The sequence below is a fragment of the Massilia sp. NP310 genome (genome assembly GCF_019443485.1).
GTDB lineage: Bacteria > Pseudomonadota > Gammaproteobacteria > Burkholderiales > Burkholderiaceae_D > Telluria > Telluria timonae.
The window spans coordinates 3,854,423-3,872,500 of sequence record NZ_CP080379.1; the positions used below are offsets into that span (position 1 = coordinate 3,854,423).

Annotated in this window: 7 protein-coding genes, 2 tRNA genes and 5 rRNA genes (1 of these 14 running past the window's edge); 1 reads left to right on the top strand and 13 read right to left on the bottom strand. The window is 59.3% G+C overall.

Features of this window, described 5'->3' with window-relative positions; all coding sequences use genetic code 11:
• Position 1: 1 nt before the first annotated feature.
• Positions 2-343, bottom strand: coding sequence for a hypothetical protein (locus KY496_RS16925; RefSeq protein WP_219861675.1), 342 nt, complete (start codon positions 341-343; stop codon positions 2-4).
• Positions 344-596: 253 nt separating this feature from the next.
• Here KY496_RS16925 and KY496_RS16930 point away from each other — a divergent pair, with 253 nt between their 5' ends.
• Positions 597-4,367 carry a TonB-dependent receptor gene (locus tag KY496_RS16930; RefSeq protein WP_229520301.1) on the top strand — a complete coding sequence of 1,257 codons (3,771 nt, stop codon included), beginning with the start codon at positions 597-599 and terminating at the stop codon, positions 4,365-4,367.
• A gap of 87 nt (positions 4,368-4,454) precedes the next feature.
• Here KY496_RS16930 and rrf (KY496_RS16935) read toward each other — a convergent pair.
• The 12 genes from rrf (KY496_RS16935) to KY496_RS16990 form a co-directional block, all read right to left on the bottom strand.
• Positions 4,455-4,567 (bottom strand): 5S ribosomal RNA (gene rrf, locus KY496_RS16935).
• A gap of 144 nt (positions 4,568-4,711) precedes the next feature.
• Positions 4,712-7,585, bottom strand: a 23S ribosomal RNA gene (locus KY496_RS16940).
• Positions 7,586-7,824: 239 nt separating this feature from the next.
• Positions 7,825-7,900, bottom strand: a tRNA-Ala gene (locus KY496_RS16945).
• Between the two features lie 21 nt (positions 7,901-7,921).
• A tRNA-Ile gene (locus KY496_RS16950) sits at positions 7,922-7,998 on the bottom strand.
• An 82-nt stretch (positions 7,999-8,080) separates the two neighbouring features.
• Positions 8,081-9,611 (bottom strand): 16S ribosomal RNA (locus tag KY496_RS16955).
• Together the 16S, 23S and 5S rRNA genes with 2 tRNA genes alongside form the textbook arrangement of a ribosomal RNA operon.
• A gap of 391 nt (positions 9,612-10,002) precedes the next feature.
• The gene (locus tag KY496_RS16960) at positions 10,003-11,205 is read right to left on the bottom strand and encodes a DUF3322 domain-containing protein (RefSeq protein ID WP_005664657.1); all 1,203 of its coding nucleotides are present in this window, start codon (positions 11,203-11,205) and stop codon (positions 10,003-10,005) included.
• Positions 11,202-14,570, bottom strand: a complete 3,369-nt coding sequence (locus KY496_RS16965; protein WP_219861677.1) for an ATP-binding protein — start codon at positions 14,568-14,570, stop codon at positions 11,202-11,204. Before KY496_RS16965 ends, KY496_RS16960 begins: the two co-directional genes overlap by 4 nt.
• Entirely contained in the window at positions 14,567-15,163 is a 597-nt protein-coding gene (locus KY496_RS16970; RefSeq protein ID WP_005664653.1) for a DUF4194 domain-containing protein, read from the bottom strand. The genes KY496_RS16965 and KY496_RS16970 overlap by 4 nt, the downstream gene beginning before the upstream one ends.
• The gene (locus tag KY496_RS16975) at positions 15,160-16,614 is read right to left on the bottom strand and encodes a DUF3375 domain-containing protein (protein ID WP_184240555.1); all 1,455 of its coding nucleotides are present in this window, start codon (positions 16,612-16,614) and stop codon (positions 15,160-15,162) included. The genes KY496_RS16970 and KY496_RS16975 overlap by 4 nt, the downstream gene beginning before the upstream one ends.
• A 6-nt stretch (positions 16,615-16,620) precedes the next feature.
• Positions 16,621-17,262 (bottom strand): type 1 glutamine amidotransferase family protein, encoded by a 642-nt coding sequence (locus KY496_RS16980; protein ID WP_005664648.1) that lies wholly within the window; start codon positions 17,260-17,262, stop codon positions 16,621-16,623.
• Between the two features lie 101 nt (positions 17,263-17,363).
• Positions 17,364-17,476, bottom strand: a 5S ribosomal RNA gene (gene rrf / locus KY496_RS16985).
• Positions 17,477-17,592: 116 nt separating this feature from the next.
• Positions 17,593-18,078 (bottom strand): 23S ribosomal RNA (locus KY496_RS16990); it runs 2,406 nt beyond the window's last position.

The following is an 18,078-nucleotide window of genomic DNA, read 5'->3' on the forward strand; positions in this document are numbered from 1 at the left end:
ATTAACCTTGCGGGATGAAATCCGTTGTGCCGCTCCTGCTTTCCTGGAACGTGGTACTGGTGACATGACGTAGCTTGATGGCGAGACGATCCAGGGTCTTCTTGTTGAGGACGATGGTTTGTGGCGAGCCGATGTTCACCACGGCGGAAATAGGGGAACCGTTGAGACTGGCCTTCATGATGGGACGCAGATCGTCGGTGAACGTGAGCGGCACCGTGGCCAGTTCACCCATCTCGCAGCTGGCAGGGAGCGATTGCGCAATCGCAGGGCTGGAACTCATCAGGGCCGCGAGCAAAAGCGGGCCGGCCAGGCGGGCATTCAGCGTCGAGAGTCGATTGGTCATCGCCATCCATAGCAAGTTCAGGAAAGACACAGTATAGATACTTCAATGCATGTAAGTGATCGACGACACGAGATTACCCGCTTGGGATTGAAGTTATGCAAATCAGATAATTGGAGGTGAAATCCGCTTCTGGCGACGACAAAATCATTGACTTTCCGGCGCAATCAACTCCGTGATTCTTTTCCGTGCGACATGCATTAGTGCATTAGCGGGTCGTAATCTAGCGATCCATAAAAAAATTGCGGAGACGAGAATGAACAGGCATACAGCAATGCATTGCCGTACACGGCGTCTGTCCGGTGCGGTTGCGATGGCCCTGGCTTCGCTTGCAACCGGGGTACCAGTTCACGCGCAACAGGCCGGGCAAACAGAGCAGGACACGACGACAAGCAGTCCTGCCAGTGCCCCCACCACCGTACGCGTGGTGGGTACGCGGCAGGCCCAGGAAAGTGCGATCGGCAGGAAGAAGAAGGCCGACACCGCCCAGGATTCCATCGTGGCGGAAGACGTGGGCGCCTTCCCGGACCGGAACGTGGCGGATGCGATTTCCCGGATCGCCGGGGTGGCCGTGGACCGAGGCGACTATGGCGAAGGGATCTCGGTCTCGATCCGGGGCAACGGCCCGGAACTGACCCGCGTGGAACTCGATGGACAGGGCGTACAGTCCGCTGGCGGCGCCGATTTGCTGGGCGGGATGAACGCCGGCTCGGACCAGGCCGGTGGACGCGCCGTCGAGATGCGCCAGTTATCGTCCGACCTGATCAAGAGCGTGGACGTGGTAAAAGGTTCCACGGCCGACATGGTAGAAGGGTCACTTGGCGGCTCGGTGCGCATCACCACCCGGAATGGCCTGGACTTCAAGAAGGATTACCTGTCGATGCGTGTCGCCGGAATGCAGAACACGCTCAATGAGAAACTCAATCCCAACCTGAACCTCGTCGGTGTAAAAAAACTGATGAACGACCGGCTGGGCGTGCTGGTTAATCTGTCCAGGAGCAAGGTTGCCCAGGAGTCGCACTCGATCAACCAGGGCGGCAGCAGCAGTGCCGTCGGCGCCTATCGTCCACTCGACTTCGACAACTCGCCGGAAAAAACGTTCTCGTTCCAACCGAATACCGTCAAACTGGACGACCCGCTGTCGACGACACCGCTGCTGACATCGAATCTGATCGGTGGTGGCACGTTCAACGCAGCCACACCCCAGGAAATCGTGGCCAAGTCGGCCGCTGCGCAAACCAAGGCGGCGTGTTACCAGGCATTTCCACTGCTGACCGAGGCCCAGGCCAACGCCATCGTGGCTGGCGCCACCCGTACCAGTGCGATCAACCAACGCCAGACGGAACTGCTGTCCTGCCTGGGGCAATGGAATGATTACGTGCCGAGCAGTACCCGCTACTTCGTGAATCGCCAGGACGAAGATCGCAACTCGGGCGATATCCGCCTGGATTTCAAGGTCAGCGACGGTCTGCAGGTCTACGTCAAGCACAGCCGCTCGTCGCGCCATATCGTCTCGGAAGCGAGCAGCGCGGGCTATGGCGGCCCAGCCTTCAACGGCACGACGGTCACTGGGCCGAATGGCTATATCGGCCCATCCTTTACCGACACGGTGTCGCCGACCCAGTTGCCGAACGGCGCATGGGCGACGCGCAATCTGGTGCCCGCATCCGGCTATTTCCTGTATCCGGACCTGAGCTGGCGTGCCGGGGGCGCGGCCAACGGGTCGACGTCGAATATCGATCCGAACTCGGTCACGGTCGACGCGAACCACCATTTGACAGGCTATAAGATTGCCGATGGCAGTTTCGGTGTCGAAAACACCATGCTCAATATTCGGGAAAAATCGCGTTACACCCAGGCTGGCGGCACCTACAAGAATCGCTTCGTATTCGCCGAGCTGTTGCTGGGCGATGCGCGCAGCGACTTCTCGCGCTACGAGCGCCGCGCCGGCCTGAGCGGCTATACGGGGCCCGTCCAGGCAAACCTGTTATCGAACGGTATCTGGGATTACAAGCCGAGCGCGAGCTTCGATCCCAACAATCCCAACAATTACTTCGCGCTGCGGCCGCAGCCTGCGCTCGCCGCTTTCGCCGGCAGTGCATTCGCCCCGGCGACGCCCGCCTATACCTCGGACCAGCTACCGCTGATCGATCCGGCAAGGACGCTGTCGCTGCAGAATGCGCGCATCAACGAACAGACCGAGCGCACCGTGAAACTCGATGTGGCCTTCAACACCAGCGACTTCACCAACGGCTATCTGCCGCGCTTCAAGATCGGATACAACCGCCGAAAGAGCGATTACTCGGCCTGGGGCACCGGCGGCGTGACCGTCCAGGAACCCCAGGGCACCTGGGGGACGCCAGGCTATATTCCAGGCATTTACGTCCCCAATAAAAACCTGCGCACCACCTACCAGATTTGCGAAGACACCTCCGGCTCGCTGGGGGCAGGCGGGCGGCCATGCAAGTACGGCTATACCCCCAATGCCGACCCGCGCGCCAACCTCGGCGGGACGATCCAGATCACCGCCGACCAGTTCCGCGACATGTTCGCGCAGGTCTATACGAAGCAGCCGACATCCCAGTTCTACGGTGGCGATCCCGATCGTCCGGCGGGACTGATCAGCGGCTGGACCGAGATCGACATCGGCAAACTCTATGACCTGCTCGGCGTACCGAACTACAACCTCGATTGCGTGAAATCCTGCGCCGGCAGCGACGGCCAGATGTATGCCCAGCCGATGAACAAGCTGGTGGAAACCGTCGATGCGGGCTACCTGATGACGGACTTCAGCCTGGACCGCATACCGTTCAGCGAACGTCCGCTGCCGTTCGGCATCGCCTTCGATGGCAACGTCGGCGTGCGCATCGTGCGCACCGGGGTGGTCGGCACCGGACAGCTGGCCTTCCAGTCGACGGTGAAGAACGCGAGCTTCAATCCCGCCGACCCGGAGAATGCCAACGGTGTGACGACGGCGATCTACCGCCGGGATACCGAGATCTCGGACGTCAGCACCGACTACCTGCCCTCGATCAACCTGAACACCTGGTTTTTGCCCAACGAACTCGTACTACGCTACAACTGGGGCAAGACCGTCGCACGCCCGCCCGGCGGGCGCCTGATCCCGAGCGGCACCTGCTTCTACGACGAGCGCTTCACCGACCAGCTCGATGCGGATGGCGAGCCTCGCGCGCAATATTGCTCCGGCACCATGGGCAATCCGTCGCTGGAGCCGATGACCAACCACAACCAGAACCTGTCGCTCGAGTGGTATCCCAACAAGAACTACATGTTCGCCGGCGCCGTGTACCGGCAGGAGGGGGTCATCGGTGCGCCGACGCTGATCGAGGCGGTCAATGCGGCCGCGCTGTTTGCCGGCTCGGACCAGGTGGACAGCCAGACCGGCAAGCCGCTGGCAGACCAGCAGTTCGACTACCGTCGCTGGATAAATCAATTGCCGAACACCCGCACGGGCTACGAGGTGTCGGGGAAGGCCGCATTCACCTTCCTGCCGTGGTATCTGCGCTATCTTGGGATCGATGCCAACTACACGCGCAACAAGTCCAAGTTGACCGGGACCGCCGTGCGCGACCTGCTGACCGGCACCGTCATGCCGGTGGCCGGCGAGCCCCACCATTCCTGGAACGCGTCGCTGTGGTACGACGATGGCAAGTTATCGGCCAGGGTGGCGGTGCAGTTCGTGGCCGAGAAGTTCAGTTGCATATCGGGGTGTAATTCGACCGCTATCAACAATTATCCGGCGCACGGGCTGACGACTGTTCGCAATCCGGTATATGCGCCCGGGGCGCCGAGCTTCCGGCTCGGGACCCGGTACATCGATGCGAAAATCGGGTATCGGGTCAATGAGAATATCGAATTGTTCCTCGAGGGGCGGAATCTCGGACGGATTCACACGGGGACGACGACGGGGGGATTTGCGCAGTTTGCCGATGGTACGCCGAATGTGTACACCGATGCGTATGCGGGAGCGACGTATATGGCGGGGGTGAATTTCAGGTTCGAGTGAGGGGGTGGCGCTTTCGCCAGGACAGGCGGGACCCCTTATAGCAAAAAACCCCACCAGGATCACCTGGTGGGGTTTTTCATATAACTAGCCTGACGATAACCTACTTTCACACTGGTTGCAGCACTATCATCGGCGCAAAGTCGTTTCACGGTCCTGTTCGGGATGGGAAGGGGTGGGACCGACTTGCTATGGTCATCAGGCATGACTTGTACGAGCTTTGCTTGAACGCGTCGGCGGCGAAGCCGCCAACTCTGCGTGCGCAAGGCTCTGAATCTGGAAGAAGTATTGTTGGGTTGTAGCTTTGTATCGAGCAGCTGTACTCGACCTTGGACTACCAAGGTTATAGGGACAAGCCGTACGGGCAATTAGTACTGGTTAGCTTAATGCATTACTGCACTTCCACACCCAGCCTATCAACGTCCTGGTCTCGAACGACCCTTCAAGGAGCTCAAGGCTCCGGGAAATCTCATCTCAAGGCAAGTTTCCCGCTTAGATGCTTTCAGCGGTTATCTCTTCCGAACTTAGCTACCCGGCAATGCCACTGGCGTGACAACCGGTACACCAGAGGTTCGTCCACTCCGGTCCTCTCGTACTAGGAGCAGCCCCCTTCAAATTTCCAACGCCCACGGCAGATAGGGACCAAACTGTCTCACGACGTTTTAAACCCAGCTCACGTACCACTTTAAATGGCGAACAGCCATACCCTTGGGACCGGCTACAGCCCCAGGATGTGATGAGCCGACATCGAGGTGCCAAACTCCCCCGTCGATATGAACTCTTGGGAGGAATCAGCCTGTTATCCCCAGAGTACCTTTTATCCGTTGAGCGATGGCCCTTCCATACAGAACCACCGGATCACTATGTCCTACTTTCGTACCTGCTCGACTTGTCGGTCTCGCAGTTAAGCACGCTTATGCCATTGCACTATTAGCACGATGTCCGACCGTACCTAGCGTACCTTCGAACTCCTCCGTTACACTTTAGGAGGAGACCGCCCCAGTCAAACTGCCTACCATGCACTGTCCCCGATCCGGATAACGGACCAAGGTTAGAACCTCAAATGAACCAGGGTGGTATTTCAAGGATGGCTCCACGAGAACTGGCGTCCCCGCTTCAAAGCCTCCCACCTATCCTACACAGATTGATTCAAAGTCCAATGCAAAGCTACAGTAAAGGTTCATGGGGTCTTTCCGTCTAGCCGCGGGTAGATTGCATCATCACAAACATTTCAACTTCGCTGAGTCTCGGGAGGAGACAGTGTGGCCATCGTTACGCCATTCGTGCAGGTCGGAACTTACCCGACAAGGAATTTCGCTACCTTAGGACCGTTATAGTTACGGCCGCCGTTTACTGGGACTTCAATCAAGAGCTTGCACCCCATCATTTAATCTTCCAGCACCGGGCAGGCGTCACACCCTATACGTCCACTTTCGTGTTTGCAGAGTGCTGTGTTTTTATTAAACAGTCGCAGCCACCATTTTATTGCAACCCGTTCGTCCTTCCACAGTAAAGTGGTCAAACTACTAGGGCGTACCTTATCCCGAAGTTACGGTACCAATTTGCCGAGTTCCTTCTCCCGAGTTCTCTCAAGCGCCTTAGAATACTCATCTCGCCCACCTGTGTCGGTTTGCGGTACGGTCTCGTATGACTGAAGCTTAGAGGCTTTTCTTGGAACCACTTCCGATTGCTTCGTCGCACATGGCGACTCGTCTCGACCCCTTGAATTACGTGCCCGGATTTGCCTAAGCACCTTCTATGAGTCAAAAACTGACTATTCCAACAGTCAGACAACCTTCCGCGATCCGTCCCCCCATCGCATCATACGACGGTGCAGGAATATTAACCTGCTTCCCATCAGCTACGCATCTCTGCCTCGCCTTAGGGGCCGACTCACCCTGCTCCGATGAACGTTGAACAGGAAACCTTGGGCTTACGGCGTGCGGGCTTTTCACCCGCATTATCGCTACTCATGTCAGCATTCGCACTTCTGATACCTCCAGCATCCTTTACAAGACACCTTCGCAGGCTTACAGAACGCTCTCCTACCATATCCTTACGGATATCCGCAGCTTCGGTGACTGGCTTAGCCCCGTTACATCTTCCGCGCAGGACGACTCGATCAGTGAGCTATTACGCTTTCTTTAAATGGTGGCTGCTTCTAAGCCAACATCCTGACTGTTTTAGCCTTCCCACTTCGTTTTCCACTTAGCCAATCTTTGGGACCTTAGCTGGCGGTCTGGGTTGTTTCCCTCTTGACACCGGACGTTAGCACCCGATGTCTGTCTCCCAAGCTCGCACTCATCGGTATTCGGAGTTTGCAATGGTTTGGTAAGTCGCAATGACCCCCTAGCCATAACAGTGCTCTACCCCCGATGGTGATACTTGAGGCACTACCTAAATAGTTTTCGGAGAGAACCAGCTATTTCCAAGTTTGTTTAGCCTTTCACCCCTACCCACAGCTCATCCCCTAATTTTTCAACATTAGTGGGTTCGGACCTCCAGGGCGTGTTACCGCACCTTCATCCTGGCCATGGGTAGATCACTTGGTTTCGGGTCTACACCCAGCGACTGTCGCCCTGTTCGGACTCGATTTCTCTACGGCTCCCCTATTCGGTTAACCTCGCCACTGAATGTAAGTCGCTGACCCATTATACAAAAGGTACGCCGTCACCCCACGAAGAGGCTCCGACTGTTTGTATGCACACGGTTTCAGGATCTATTTCACTCCCCTCCCGGGGTTCTTTTCGCCTTTCCCTCACGGTACTGGTTCACTATCGGTCGATTACGAGTATTTAGCCTTGGAGGATGGTCCCCCCATGTTCAGACAGGATTTCTCGTGTCCCGCCCTACTTGTCGTATGCTTAGTACCACCGTTTGAATTTCGTGTACGGGGCTATCACCCACTATGGCGTCACTTTCCAGAGACTTCCACTATTCAATCGACTATCACATACAGGCTCATCCCATTTCGCTCGCCACTACTTTGGGAATCTCGGTTGATTTCTTTTCCTGCAGCTACTTAGATGTTTCAGTTCGCCGCGTTCGCTTTGCATGCCTATGTATTCAGCATGCAATGACCTAAAAGGCCGGGTTTCCCCATTCGGAAATCTGCGGATCAAAGCTCGTTTGCTAGCTCCCCGCAGCTTATCGCAAGCTACTACGTCCTTCATCGCCTGTAATCGCCAAGGCATCCACCATGTGCACTTATTCACTTGTCCCTATAACGTTGGCCTCTTCATGAGTTAAAGAGATCGTCATAGAATCAAGAGTACAACTATGTTTGCTTGATACAAATTACTACTACCCTAAGTGTGTTTTACTTGTCATTGCTGACTAGCTCAACACGCTTAAAAAACTTTACTTCTTCCAGATTGTTAAAGAACGAAAAAACAGTGATCTCGAAAAGACCAAACCTAAATCTCATCAGTCATTTACTGACGACTTACGTTTGAGCTTTTGGTGGAGGATGACGGGATCGAACCGACGACCCCCTGCTTGCAAAGCAGGTGCTCTCCCAGCTGAGCTAATCCCCCATTAGGGTCATGCCGAAAACGTGGTAGGGCTGGTTGGACTCGAACCAACGACCCCCGCGTTATCAACACGGTGCTCTAACCAGCTGAGCTACAGCCCCGATAAAACTGTTCTTTACTTGTTCAACAGTCGATAAGCGTGGACGCTTGATGATGCAGCTTTCGCTGCCAGTGCTACTCTAGAAAGGAGGTGATCCAGCCGCACCTTCCGATACGGCTACCTTGTTACGACTTCACCCCAGTCACGAATCCTACCGTGGTAAGCGCCCTCCTTACGGTTAAGCTACCTACTTCTGGTAAAACCCGCTCCCATGGTGTGACGGGCGGTGTGTACAAGACCCGGGAACGTATTCACCGCGGCATGCTGATCCGCGATTACTAGCGATTCCAACTTCACGTAGTCGAGTTGCAGACTACGATCCGGACTACGATACACTTTCTGGGATTAGCTCCCCCTCGCGGGTTGGCGGCCCTCTGTATGTACCATTGTATGACGTGTGAAGCCCTACCCATAAGGGCCATGAGGACTTGACGTCATCCCCACCTTCCTCCGGTTTGTCACCGGCAGTCTCATTAGAGTGCTCTTGCGTAGCAACTAATGACAAGGGTTGCGCTCGTTGCGGGACTTAACCCAACATCTCACGACACGAGCTGACGACAGCCATGCAGCACCTGTGTTCAGGTTCCCTTTCGGGCACTGCCAAATCTCTTCGGCATTCCTGACATGTCAAGGGTAGGTAAGGTTTTTCGCGTTGCATCGAATTAATCCACATCATCCACCGCTTGTGCGGGTCCCCGTCAATTCCTTTGAGTTTTAATCTTGCGACCGTACTCCCCAGGCGGTCTACTTCACGCGTTAGCTGCGTTACCAAGTTAATTAAAACCCGACAACTAGTAGACATCGTTTAGGGCGTGGACTACCAGGGTATCTAATCCTGTTTGCTCCCCACGCTTTCGTGCATGAGCGTCAATCTTGACCCAGGGGGCTGCCTTCGCCATCGGTGTTCCTCCACATCTCTACGCATTTCACTGCTACACGTGGAATTCTACCCCCCTCTGCCAGATTCTAGCCTTGCAGTCTCCATCGCAATTCCCAGGTTGAGCCCGGGGATTTCACGACAGACTTACAAAACCGCCTGCGCACGCTTTACGCCCAGTAATTCCGATTAACGCTTGCACCCTACGTATTACCGCGGCTGCTGGCACGTAGTTAGCCGGTGCTTATTCTTCAGGTACCGTCATTAGCCGTGGATATTAGCCACAGCCGTTTCTTCCCTGACAAAAGAGCTTTACAACCCGAAGGCCTTCTTCACTCACGCGGCATTGCTGGATCAGGCTTGCGCCCATTGTCCAAAATTCCCCACTGCTGCCTCCCGTAGGAGTCTGGACCGTGTCTCAGTTCCAGTGTGGCTGGTCGTCCTCTCAGACCAGCTACTGATCGTCGCCTTGGTGAGCCTTTACCTCACCAACTAGCTAATCAGATATCGGCCGCTCCAGGAGCACAAGGCCCGAAGGTCCCCTGCTTTCATCCTTGGATCGTATGCGGTATTAGCGTAACTTTCGCTACGTTATCCCCCACTCTTGGGTACGTTCCGATATATTACTCACCCGTTCGCCACTCGTCAGCGGAGCAAGCTCCCTGTTACCGTTCGACTTGCATGTGTAAAGCATGCCGCCAGCGTTCAATCTGAGCCAGGATCAAACTCTTCAGTTCAATCTCTGTTTGTTGACTCTTTCGAGTCACTCGCTATTGCTAGCGAGGTCGCTCACTCAAAATACTGACCGTCGCTTCATTGCTGAAGCAACGTCTAATACTTTGTGCGAACATTTGATATTTTAAGTATGCAGCTGAACAAGTCAGCCGGCACCTTCATCAAACGCCCACACTTATCGACTGTTAATTTTTAAAGATCAGAATTCGGTGCTTCTTCTTGCTGCATCGTTGCGAATCGTTGTGTTCGTCAGCAGCAGAGAGGCGAGAGTATGAAGTGTTTCTCATTTTTCGTCAACCCCTTTTTTCTCTTCGCTTTCGCTACCGTGAGGTGGCGTCTGCGTCGAGGAGCGAGACTATAGCAAAGCGCCAGCGCCCCCGCAAGGGCCAGTTTTCATGTTTGTCGAATCGCGTCGACCGCCCATGTGTAGCCAATGCGCTCCTGCTCGAGGCGTAAGCGCTCCCCAAGGATATCGCCGCGCAACTGCAGAAACAGCTCCCGCTCCTGCTCCGTCAGCCTCATCAGGTCTGCCAGGCAACGTTTGTCGCCATCCTCCTGCCCCCATACATGGCGATGTGCCTGTAACGTGTCGGCATCCATCAGCAGCGATGCCGCGCCCGGGATCGACGCCCGCAGGCGATCGAGGATCGCAAAGCCATGCGTATCGATATCGCCCCAGTACAGGACGCGCCGGCTGCGTAACCAGTCCACCTGCGCCAGGCGGTCGATGCCATAGCCGCCACCGAACACCACCATGCTCGACTCCACATCGGGAAATGCCAGTGCATTCACCTCGTTCTCCGTGATGTAGACCCGGTCCACGCCCGTGCGCAATGCGGCGAACTGCGCCACAGGCACCATCAGGTCGGAGCAACCGCCGACATAGTGCCGCTGGTCGAGTATGCGGAAACGAATTTGCGCTGGTTTTCCCAGCAGCCCGTAACGCGTGTCGAACTGCCGCGCGCCGACGGCGCCGGCATCGATCGATTCGGCAGGCAGCACCTGATCGAGCAGTTCGGCCATCAGCCCCTTGCGCACTTCGATGAACTTCGTGTCGACACCCGGGATATCGAGCTGACGCAGATAGATGCCTGGACGTGGATTCGCCACGAACCAGCGCAGCACGGCCAGGACGCGCTCCCATCCATCCCCGTGCTCGAGCAGGCGGAGCGGCTGCCTGGCCAGCCAGGGACGAAGGACGGGAAACGCGCCGAGGGTCATGGCGACCAATTCGTCGAAGCGCCGCGTGTCCGCGCCACGGCCGATCATGCGCAGCGCCGACGCTTCCGACTCCACGATGGCGGCAACCGGGATGCGGTTGCGCCCCAGCTGGCGGTGGTTGATGTCGCGCCAGACCAGCTCATAGCCATCGCCGCGTTCTGGACGGCTGCTGCTGCGCAAGGCGCCGATCCAGTCGCGCACGAGGTCGAACTGCTCGCCCATGGCTGCGACCGAAGGTTGCCGCAGCCGGACTTCATGCGGAAACAAGGCGACGCCGTCCAGGCGCGCCGCCAGGATAGCGCCGCTGTCCCACAGGCGCTGGACGCTGGCGACGATGTCGCCCGGCGACGACCATGCGCTGCGCGCCGCCATCATCCGGCCCGCGCACCGCGCTCGGCGCGGTACTCCTCGATGCTCAGGTAGCGCAGCATCGACTGCCGACCTTCTTCGCTGTGCACGAACCCCAGGCCGGCGACGTATGGCTCGATGATGTGGATCTTCTGCAGCGGCGTCACGATCAGCAGTTGCAGGTTCATGCGCCGGAACAGCTCCAGCCCATAGCGCGCAGATTCGTCGGAACCGCGTCCGAACGCCTCGTCAATGACCACGAAGCGGAACGAGCGCGAACGCACGGCGCCCCATTCGAGGCCGAACTGGTAGGCCAGGCTGGCTGCCAGCACCGTGTAGGCCAGCTTCTCCTTCTGGCCACCGGACTTGCCGCCGGCGTCGGTGTAGTGTTCATGCTCGCTGTCGTCCTCGCGCCAACGCTCGGACGCCGAGAACACGAACCAGTTGCGCACATCGGTCACCTTGCGGGTCCAGCGCCGGTCCATCTCGGCGCAGCCTTCGCGGCCCCGAAAGCGCTCGATGATGCGCCGCACCTGCAGGAATTTCGCCTCGGTGTACTCCTCGTCGCTCGACCCGGTCAGCGCGCCTTCGGTACAGCTGCGCAGGTCTTGCTGGAAGTCGCGCAGGTCGGCGTCCAGGCTCGGTTCCGCCTCCAGGGCGATGTAGCGATTCGGGTTGTAGTCGATCGCATGCAGCGAGGTGTTGATGGTCTCGACCCGCTCGCGGATCGTTTCGCGCTCGCGCTTGAGCTGCGACTGGAATCCGGCGATCTCGCGGATCGTGTTTTCGTTGAGCAGCTCCTTGAACTTGCCGGCGAAGCGCGGCAGGTCGTCGGCTTCCAGCACCTGCAGCATGCGCCGGAACTCGGGCGCCGCCTCGATGCTCACATCGACCTCGCGCGCATCGAGCGGCCAGGTAGTCGCATAGTCCTGCATGGCGGTGATGATCCTGTCGCGCAGTGTCGCGATGCGTTTGCTGTCGGCGTCGATGCGTGCCTGCACGAATTCACGCATGTCGCGCTCGCGGTTATCGCATGATTCGACCGTCAGCGTGTGCTCGCCCAAGGCCTGCTCGCGCAGCGTCTCGAGCACCGGCAGCGTAGTGGCGCGCATGGCGTCGTCGATCGCACCGGCAAGCGCCTCGCTCTCGCCCAGCAGGCTGCGGGCCTGGCTCAATTTCTCCACCAGCGTCGCCAGCGCGGCATTGGCCTGTGCATGCTGCGCATCGATGCCGGCCTGGACGTCTCCGAGATCGCGCAACTGCTGCTGCAAGGTGCGCAGCAGGTCGGACGATGCCGCCAGCTCCTGCTGCTCGCGCTCGAGCCTGTCGATCATCGCCACCAGCGGCTTCCAGTCGAGATCAGCGAAGCTGGCGAACACCGCCAACTGCTGCCAGAGACCGAGCACTCTGCCCCATTCGGCAGCTTCGCGCTTGAGCTCGAGGATTTGCCGGGTATGTTCCGTGATACGCGTGGACAGGTCGCGCTCCTGCTTCTCCAGCGCCGCGATCTTCGCCTCGTTCGACCAGCCCAGCACATAGCTGGTGCGGTCGCCGATCTGGCGCCGGTCATCCTTTTCGTGACGCTCGCCGCCCGACTTCACCTGTCCGTTACGGGTGATCGCGCGCTGCTCGCGCCGAAACAGTTCCATGGAGTCGCAACAGGCATAGTCGAAACGCCGCGCCAGCTCGCCCTCGATCCAGGCATAGAGCGGCGAATCCGGCTGGATCGACAGCTTGCGCACCAATGAATGCGGATGCAGGGATGGCGGCTCGGCCGGGGACAATGGCCGCACCCGGTAATACACCAGGCGCGCGCCAAGGTGGGTACGCTCGGCCCATGCCGCCACCTGCGCGTAATGCTGTTCGGGCACCAGCAGCGACAGGCCGAAGGCATGCAGCAAGCGCTCGGCCGCCCCTTCCCAGGCACGCTCGTCCTCGCGCACCTGGATCAACTCGCCGATGAAGGGCAGCGCATCAGGCGCGATCGTTAGCGCGTCGCACAAGGCCTCGCGCAGCGTGAGCATCTGGCGCGGAATATTGGACCGGCGCTTGCGCAGCGATTCGAGTTCGTCGGTCAGTTCGCCGTGCAGCTTTCTCAGCTCGCGCACCGTCACGCCAGCCTCGGTCAGGCGGTTGCTGCGCTCGTCGCGCTGCGCGACGCAGGCGGCCTGGCCTGTGTCAATGGCGCCCCGGTTGGCATCGAAGGCGCCGGCATCGTGCGGCGCCGGCAAGCCGAGCGCCGAGGCGATCAGCTCGTACTGCTGCGCGCGCGCGTTCTTTTCGCTGCGAGCGGCGTCGACGCGCGCGATCTCGCCCATGATCTGTTCGATCCGGTTGCCGCCATTGGCCGAGATGGCGGCGGTCAGTTCGTCGCGGGTACGGGCGTGTTCGCGCCGCTCCTGCTCCAACTGGGCCAGGCGGGTGGCGGTGCGTTCCTCGTCCGCTGCCAGGTTGGCGATGCGCTTGTCCAGCAGCTCGGTCTTGAGCAGCGCGAACCAGGGCCGCAGGGCTTCGCGACAGATCCGCAGCTCATCCATCTGCGTCACCAGCGCCGCGTGGCGATCGCAGTCGGCGTTCAGGGGTTGCAGGCGCTCGATCTGCGCGCGCGCCTTGAGCACCGCCTCGTGGGCCCGGTTCAAGTCGTCGAAGTGCGTGATCAGCATGTCGATGCGGGCCTGCACCGGGAACGGCTCGAGCATGTGCTCACGCACGAACTCGGTCAGGTTGCCCACCGATTTCATCGACACCGTCTGGTTGAACAGGTCCATCGCCTGTTCCGATGCGATGCCGAAACGGCGCCTGAAATCGGCGCCATAGGCTGGGAAGCTGTCGTGCAGAGCAATGCCGGACCGCGCTCGCAGGCGCTTGCGCAGCTGATTGATGTCGGCGAAGCCCGAAAAATCATCGGCGATCGTCAGCGCCGTTTCGGCGACCACATAGAATCGCTCCGGCTGGCCGCGCGGGTCCTTGAACCAGAATACCTGCGCGAGCGTGATGGTCTCCTCGTAGCCTTCGTTATGGAACTCTCCGAGCAGCACCGAGTAGCTGTGCTGGTCGCGCAGCGCGACCGCACGCGCGGAGAGGCCGGTGTCACCGCGCTCGGACTTGAAGTGGCCCAGCACATAGGTGCGCAGCGAGCGTTCGCGCGCGTCGGCGCCGGCCGCCTTGTTGTACGAGATCTTGTTGAACGGGACCAGCAAGGTAGTGAGCGCATCGACCAGGGTCGACTTGCCGGATCCGATATCGCCAGTCAGGAGCATATTGGCGCCGTGCGGCTGCATCCTCCAAACGCGCTGGTGGAAGGTGCCCCAGTTGTACACTTCGAAGCGGCGCAGGCGGAAGCCGGCCTGCTCGGTCGCCGTCGCCAGCTCGGGATCGGGTCCGGCGTTCATTCGACGCCCTCCTTGCCGGCGCTCGCCCCGGCATGCCTGGCATAGCCGTCCAGGCGCTGGGCGAAGTCGTCGAGCCACTGGGCATCGACGAAGGCCTTCAATACGCGCCGCACTTCGAACTGCCCGTCCTGACCGCGCAGGCGCCGCAGGAAGCCGAGGTCGACGACCTTGCCGAGATGCGTATCCATGCGGTCGAGCAGGCGCGCTTCGTTGGCGGTATCGGGCAGGAACAGGCGCATCTGGTCGACGATGTCCTCGCGGCTGACGACCAGCCGGGTATCTGCACTGAGCGCGTCGAACTCGGCCAGCTTCTTGCGCAGCAGGACCAGGATCAGGCTGACTGGGAAGCTGAGCTGGCGGCGCTGGACCAGACGCGGCAAGTCCGGCGTCTCGGGCTTGGACGCCCGCTGGCGCAGATAGGCATAGCCCTCCGCCTCGTCAAGGATCAGTTCGAGCCCGATCACGCTGCAATAGTCGCGCACGCGCGCCTGCAGGTCGAGCAGTGCCTGCCATTGCGGCTCGGCGTTTTCGCGATACAGCACGCCCTGGAACAGGGTGACTACCACTTGTCCCAGCTGGTCGTCGTCAATCATTCGTCCTCTCGTTCCCGTAGTGTGAAGATTACCATCGGCAGCGTCGCCTGACGCTGGTGGCCATCGGCGCCGGTCCAGCGGACGCATTCATCGCGCTCGTCGTCGATCACGGCGGCCACGTCCTGGGTCGCCAGTTTCAGGTAGGTCGCCAGTTCGGCCAGGCCCTGCTCGATCGGATTGTCCATCACGACCGCCGCCAGCGATACCTGGCTGCGGGTCTGCAGTGCGCGCCGCACGTTGGATGCCAGGCGCACCTGGTCGACGTAAACCTGTTCGAACAGCGCATCGGACAAGGCGGTCGCGCCGGCCTCCTCGACTTCCACCGCGCGAATGTCGGCCTTGAATGGCGGCGTGTAGAGCACCCGCTCCATGGGCAAGGCGAACTCCGGCCCGGCGTCGTCGATGTCGGCGAAGGCCGCATCGGGAACCTGCCCGCGCAGCGACAGCGCTTTCTGTTCGACCTGCCGGATCAGCTCCATGATGCGGCGGTTCTCGAGCCAGGCCTGGTCATCCAGATAGCGGCGCAGCTGCTCCGACAGGCGCGCCACGGTGCGCTGGGTAACCTCGCCGGCTTCCAGCCAGTCGTAGTGGATGCGGCGCAGGCGGCCGTCGGGTTCGAGTTCGCGGATCGGCGCGAGCGCCATCACCTGCTCCAGCAGCTTGCCCAGTTCATCCTGGCGCGACGGCGACATCAGCAAGTCCCAGAAGGCGCGAAAGCTCTTGCCTTCGTCGGATTCGGTGATCAGGTCGCGCCAGCCGAAGATCTGCTGCAGCAGTTCGCCCTTGCCGCCGTCCCAAGTGGCGATCCTTTCGCGCACGCTGCGGTCGAGCATGCGGAAGTTCTGGTCGAGCGCACGAAAATCGGACAGCAGTTCACGCGCGGTGGCCGCCATTTGCAGGAAGCGTTCGCGCACCTGGGTCGGTTCCATCAGGGTCAGGTGGCCCTCCTTGATCCGCGCGATTTCGGCGTCGATGTCCGCCTTGCGTTTCTGGAGTTCGGCAATGCGCGCACGGGGATTGAGCTCGGTGCCGTCGGCGATCTGCTTGAGCAGGTCGAACACGGTCATCAAGCGCGACTCGGTACCGATGAAAGCACGCTGGCCCAGGCCCTGCAGCCATTCCAGGGCCTGCTCGGCAGGCGAGGTCAGATCGTAGTGCGGTTCGTCTTCGCCTGGTGGATAGTATTTGCGCAGCCAGCCGCGGTCGTCGGACGCCCAGTCGTCCAGATAGCTGGCCGCGGGCTTGGGAAACAGCTGTTCGCCGGTCAGCTCATGAAGCTGGTACAGGTGATCGTCCAGTTGCGACACCAGCTGCTGGCGGGCAATCGTGCGCACATTGGGCGCGACAAAGCTGCGGTGCAGGAAGCTGGCGATCATCGGCGCGTGGTCGGCGGCGAGGAGCCGCCAGGATGGGTGCGCGCGGCGCTGGGCGAGAAGCTGCTGGTAATCCATCGCGCTCTATGAAGGAATGGCGGACGCATCCGACATCGATGCGACCAATTCATGGTACCAGCGCTCCTGGCGGGTCTTGTGCAAGCGGTACCAGGCCTTGGTGGTCTCCGGCTTCCAGACCTTGAGCATCTTGAGAACTTCGTAGGAGAACTCGAGCGGCGCCAGGCCGGTTGCCGTGATCAGGTTGTCGCCGCGGACAGCCGGCTCCTTGCGGTACATGTGTTCACCGCGATAGTCGGGGCAGGATGCTTTCAACAATCCGGGGTCGTTGGAAGTGTGGCGCCGTGCATTCAATGCGCCGGTGCTGGCCAGGCCGACGGTCGCGCCACAGATGGCGGCGACCTGGTGGCCTTGGTCCAGCGCGTCGCGCGCCAGTTCGAGGGCTGGTCTTGCTTGTGCAGACTGCCAGATTTCCGCCCCTGGAAGCAGGAGCAGATCGTTGTCGTCCATCCGGATGTCGCCGATTGCGATATCCGGCGCATGGGTCACGCCGCCCATGCTCGTCACCACGCCACGGCTCAGGCCTGCCTTCAGCAATTGGAAGTCTTGCGATGGATCTGCGAAAAACCGGCGGCTATGCAGTTCTGCCGTCAGGTATCCGATTTCCCAATCCGCCAGCGTGTCGACGACAACGAGATAGACCTTCATCGCTTTTCCTAGGTAAGAGAACAGTATGACCTTGGGATTTTACGCGTCTCCAAAGCAAAAAACCCCACCAGGATCACCTGGAGGGGTTTTTCATATAACTAGCCTGACGATAACCTACTTTCACACTGGTTGCAGCACTATCATCGGCGCAAAGTCGTTTCACGGTCCTGTTCGGGATGGGAAGGGGTGGGACCGACTTGCTATGGTCATCAGGCATGACTTGTACGAGCAGCCGCGACAGTTCGCGCCTGCTCTGAATCTGGAAGAAGTATTGTTGGGTTGTAGCTTTGTATCGAGCAGCTGTACTCGACCTTGGACTACCAAGGTTATAGGGACAAGCCGTACGGGCAATTAGTACTGGTTAGCTTAATGCATTACTGCACTTCCACACCCAGCCTATCAACGTCCTGGTCTCGAACGACCCTTCAAGGAGCTCAAGGCTCCGGGAAATCTCATCTCAAGGCAAGTTTCCCGCTTAGATGCTTTCAGCGGTTATCTCTTCCGAACTTAGCTACCCGGCAATGCCACTGGCGTGACAACCGGTACACCAGAGGTTCGTCCACTCCGGTCCTCTCGTACTAGGAGCAGCCCCCTTCAAATTTCCAACGCCCACGGCAGATAGGGACCAAACTGTCTCACGACGTTTTAAACCCAGCTCACGTACCACTTTAAATGGCGAACAGCCATACCCTTGGGACCGGCTACAGCCCCAGGATGTGATGAGCCGACATCGAGGTGCCAAACTCCCCCGTCGATATGAACTCTTGGGAGGAATCAGCCTGTTATCCCCAGAGTACCTTTTATCCGTTGAGCGAT